1 protein-coding gene is annotated in these 4,708 nt (G+C 63.3%); it reads right to left on the bottom strand.

What is annotated here, in order from left to right:
• Positions 1-4,552, bottom strand: a 4,552-nt coding sequence (locus ACZ6Q9_RS34100) for a hypothetical protein (RefSeq protein ID WP_396831407.1), incomplete at its 3' end; no start/stop codon positions are given.
• Between the last annotated feature and the right edge of the window lie 156 nt (positions 4,553-4,708).

Here is a 4,708-nt window from a genome sequence, read left to right on the forward strand (position 1 = left end):
CCGCCCACCCCGACGGCAACACACCCTTCCCACCACCCGAGAACGAACCACCCCCCACACGACCCCACTCAAACGCCGCCGCACCACCAGGCAACCCACCCTGGGTGCGCCGACGTTTCGGGGCCCGCCCAGTTCCCGTCTCGGCTCGCTCTTTGCGCTCCTGCCGCGCCTGGATCTGGGCTTTAATAGCCTCGAACTCGCCGATGCTCTTGTCCAGACCCACGAGCACGAGCCGGAAGGCGTATTCGGGTTCGGGCACCGGCGAATCCGCTCTTGGGACCAACGGCACCCCGACCACGGCGAAAATGTCGATGGCGACATCCAATCCGACCGGCCGCGGCAATTGCCCTACCTTCAGGGTAATCGGCGTTCCCTTATCGAGATTCACCTTCCCGCCACCCAACACGTCGACTGAATTGCCCAGTCTAAGACGCAGGGGTCTAGGCATTCGGCCATCCGCCAACATTATGTCTTTGATAGATATTGCGTCGTAAAGATCCCACCGATCCTCTCGCTCCCACAGCACGTTTCCGGTCTGCAGCAGCCGACCGATATCGGGCACGGTGGGGGCGGGCTTGACCAGCTCCAGGTACAGGGTTTGCTTGATAGGGTTCTCTTCGAGTATCACGACCGCGATGGGTCGACCAAAGATGTCATACCCGAGTTCGAGACGAACCTCCCTCATGTCCGCAGGAAAGACAAACCTCCTTCCGTCGGCCACCTCGACCTGTGGGATACGGCCCTGACGGGCGGTGGCATGGGCCTGACCTGCCCCGCCCTCCCCGCCGAGGGTTATGCCCAATTCTCTCCGGGGTTGCAACAGACGCGTCTTGATGTAATAGGAAGCGCTGAACTCCCATGGGGGGTAGAGTTCCCAAGACGCACGCACCTTTTGCTTCAGACTGTGCAGCTCGCCCTCAGTGAACTCGCGGTTGATCGGTTGGTAGATGACGCTTCCAGCGCCGTTGTCCGCGGTGTACGGGATTTCGATAAACCCGACGCCCTTTTCGCCGACCTTCCCGAAACTGATATTGACCACATCACCCAGGCCGAAGAGTCCACCGACATGTCCGAGAACTATGTCCTTGCCGCTCAGTTTGATGCGCAGCCCTGGGGCCGGGCGGGTTAGCTCTCTTATGTCCTTGTCATGCCGCGCGGGGGTGGTGGGGAGGCGGATGGTGAATGGGTCTTCGAGGTTCCCTGGGAGCTGGTCTTTCCAGCCGCTGCGTTGGTTGTTGAGGTCGCGGAGGTATTCGAGGTGTTCGGCGAGTTCCTGGACCTGGTTGCGGGGGGAGATGGGGGGTTGACGGATGGCCGCGAGGTTGCGGTGGAATGAGTCTCGCCGGATGCGCGAGTAGGTGCTGTCGGGATTCTTCTCCGCCTTGGCGATTGCCGCTCGCAGCAGACCACGTGTCTCCTCAAACACCCCAGCCTGTTGGCGCTGCTCGCCAGGGTCGGGCCGGAAGAAGCCCGCGGCGATACGGTCATCCTGTGGGCCACGAGGTTGGGCGAGGACGTAGGCGCCCTTCAACCGAAGGACCTGTTGCGGGGTGACACCGGGAACCAACGGCGGGCCGATGTCGTGCGGGGCCCCGAACGGATGGTGGACCTGCATCGGCTGGTCCAACTCCTTGGCCAGCACATGGAGAGGCACAAGCGCGACGTCGTAATCCAAGGTTTGGTTGTTTCCGATCGTGCTGAGCCAGATCCGTTCCAGGGCTTTCCGCCGCTGCTCGGACACGTCCCCCGAATACGGAAGAATCTTTCTAAACGTCGACTCTTCACCCCGGGCAAGGTCGTCGGCCAGTTGACGGACCACCCATGCGCGCAGTCCTTCCACGCTGGTGACGCCCCACTGCGCCAACAGCTGCGGGTAGGTGTTCAACACCGACCTGTAGAAGGCGAGGTGCGCCCCCCCGCGGAACAGCGCAGAATCGATGTTGAAGACCTTGTCCGCCCACTGCTCGAATTCTGTCGCCTGGTCACGGGTTACCCCGGCCGACAACTGGGTGATCGCCGCGTCCACGCTCCGCTGCAAGTCCGGCGCGACACCACCGGACCCACCGGCCGTCATCGCCCCGCTCGGCCCCGGGTCCGCCCCGCCCACCCATGACACCCCTGCCAGCGGGCCCGACGCGACCGGTGCGGAGCCCTCCAGCGACAACCCCGAACCAAGCGCCGACGTCGACAGATACGCCCCCGCCCCCGAATTCGACCCCTCCCCCGCGTCAAGAATCCCCGGGTCAAAACCGGACAGGTCGTAATCTCCCGCAGGACCGGACAGCAGTCCACCCGAGGCCACGTCGACCAAGCCGGCGGAGGTGACGCCTCCCTGCAGGTCCGAGGGCCCGACCGGCGCGGAGCCCTCCAGCCGCGACGCCGAGTCAACGGCCGGGCCGGACCATTCCATCGCCGCTGGCAGGTCGGACAGCGCATCGGGGGCTGGCTCCGAGGGCTGGGGGTCTGGTGCGGGCTGCAGACCCCGCCGCCCCAGCGCCAGCTCCTCTCGATGCTTGAGCGTTTCGGCGAGAGCCTCGAATTCCTCTTTGCCTTGCACGGTTGTTTCGATGAGCCGGTAGACGTATTCGGGTTCGGGCGCCGGCGAATCCGGTCTTGGGACCAACGGCGCCCCGACCACGGCGAAAAGGTTTTCGGAGAGAACCCTTGCGCCGGCATCCGGTCCGGACGCCTCCATCCGTCCTACCCGCAGTTTGATTTCCGTGCCCCGAGAGAGATCCACCTCCCTCCCATCGAACGTCTTGGCCAAACCATTGATTCTTATGTCCAGGCCGGGCAACGCTTTGTGCGACCACATTTCGGAACTGGCAGATATTTCATCGAAAAGGAACCAACGACGGTCATCTCGTTCCCACAGCGCATAACTGCGCATTCCCTTGATGTCGTCCGCGGTGGGGGCAGGGTCCATTTCCAGGTACAGAGTCCGTCCGGTCATGTTCTTGTCGGCCGGGATAATCACGACGCCGAAGGGTTGATCATCCATGCCATACCCGAGCCGGAGAATGACCTCCTTCAGGTCGGCCGGAAAGGTGAACGGACTTCCGTCGACCATCTTGCTATTCGGGATAGTGAATTGACCATGTCCGAAGCGACGGGACAGCCTCCTTTTTTTGTCCACACGGAACTCCATGTGGTAAAAGTCCTCGGAGAACCATCGGTCTTCGAGTTCCCACTCCCGGCCGGGCACCTTTTTCCTCAGGGCGCGCAGCTCGTCGTCAGTGAACTCGCGGGGGACCTTTCGGTAGATAGCGCCGTCCACGGTGTACCGGATTTTGACGATACCGACGCCTACTCCGTTGAGCTTCCCGAAACTCATATAGACCACATCGCCCGCGATGGCCACGTCGTCTACAACGGCGAGACGTTCCGGCTTGCCGCCCAGCGTGGCCATCAAACTTGGTAGGTAGTCACCGCCGACGGAAGCGGTGAAGCTGATGGTGAATGGGTCCTCGAGTTGCCATGAGTTCTGGTCTTTCCAGCCGCCGTCTACGTTGCGGCTGCGGAGGTAGAGCCTACGGAGGTATCGGCGGTTTTCTGCGAGTTCCCGGACCTGGCTGCGGGGGGAGATGGGGTGTTGACGGATGAGCGCAAGCTTGCGGTGGAATGTGTCTTGCTGGATGAGCCCGTAGATCTCGGTCGGATTCAGATTCGATTCCGCCTCGTCGATTTCCTCCCGCAGCTGACGGAGTGCCTCCTCAAAGGTGGCCTGTTGGACCTGGTCGGTCACCGATGGCCGCGAGAAGCCCTCAGCGATGCGGGCGGCGATGCGGTCATCGTGTGGGTCACGAGGTTGGACGATGATGTAGGCGCCGTTCAACCAGACGACTGGTTGCCGGGTGACACCGGCAACCGGCGGCGGGCCGATGTCGTACGGGGCACCGAACGCATGGTGGACCCGCATCGGCGCGCCCAACTCCCCGGCGAAGATATGGGGAATCACATGCGAGATGTCGTGACCGTCGGCGTGGGCGTTCCCGACCTTGCCGAGCCAGAGCCGGTGCAGGGCCTTCCGGCGCTGCGGGGACACGCTCTCCGGATACGGCAGAAGCTCTCTGAACTTCGACTCATCACCCCTGGCGAGGTCGACGGCCAGTCGGTGGGTCGCCCACGCGCGCGCTCCACGCAGGTCGGTAACGCCCTCCTGCGCAAGCAGTTCCGGGTAGGCGTTCAACACCGACTTGTAGAAGGCGAGGTGCGGCGACTTTCCCTGGCCGAACAGCGCAGGATCGATGTCGAACACCTCGTCCGCCCACTGCCGGAATGCCGCCTCGTCAGCGGCCGCAACGGCTGACAACTGTTCGATCATTTCCGATTGCCAGCCCGGCGGCAACCACCCCAAGCCGGGCTCCGGTGTCCTCATATTGAAAAAGTCTGCCTCCCCCGGCGGGTTATCCCACAGGGCAGAAATATCCGGGTCAACACCAAACGGGTCAGTTTCCGCTGGATCGGACGGCTGCCCGTCTGCGTCAGAGCCGGCCGGGCCCCATTCCATCGCCGCCGGCCGACCAGGCAACGAACCGGGCGACAGGTCCAAAGACTCAGACTCAGACTCCGACTCTGACCCGGACGACTCTGACCCAGACTCAGACTCTGACCCGGACGGCTCTGACCCGGACGACTCAACCGGCCGCGCCAACGTGGGAGCCACGAACGGCTCCTTCACCGCCAGAAACTCGCTGATCTCCCAGTC

It is taken from the genome of Micromonospora sp. NPDC049139 (assembly GCF_055586845.1).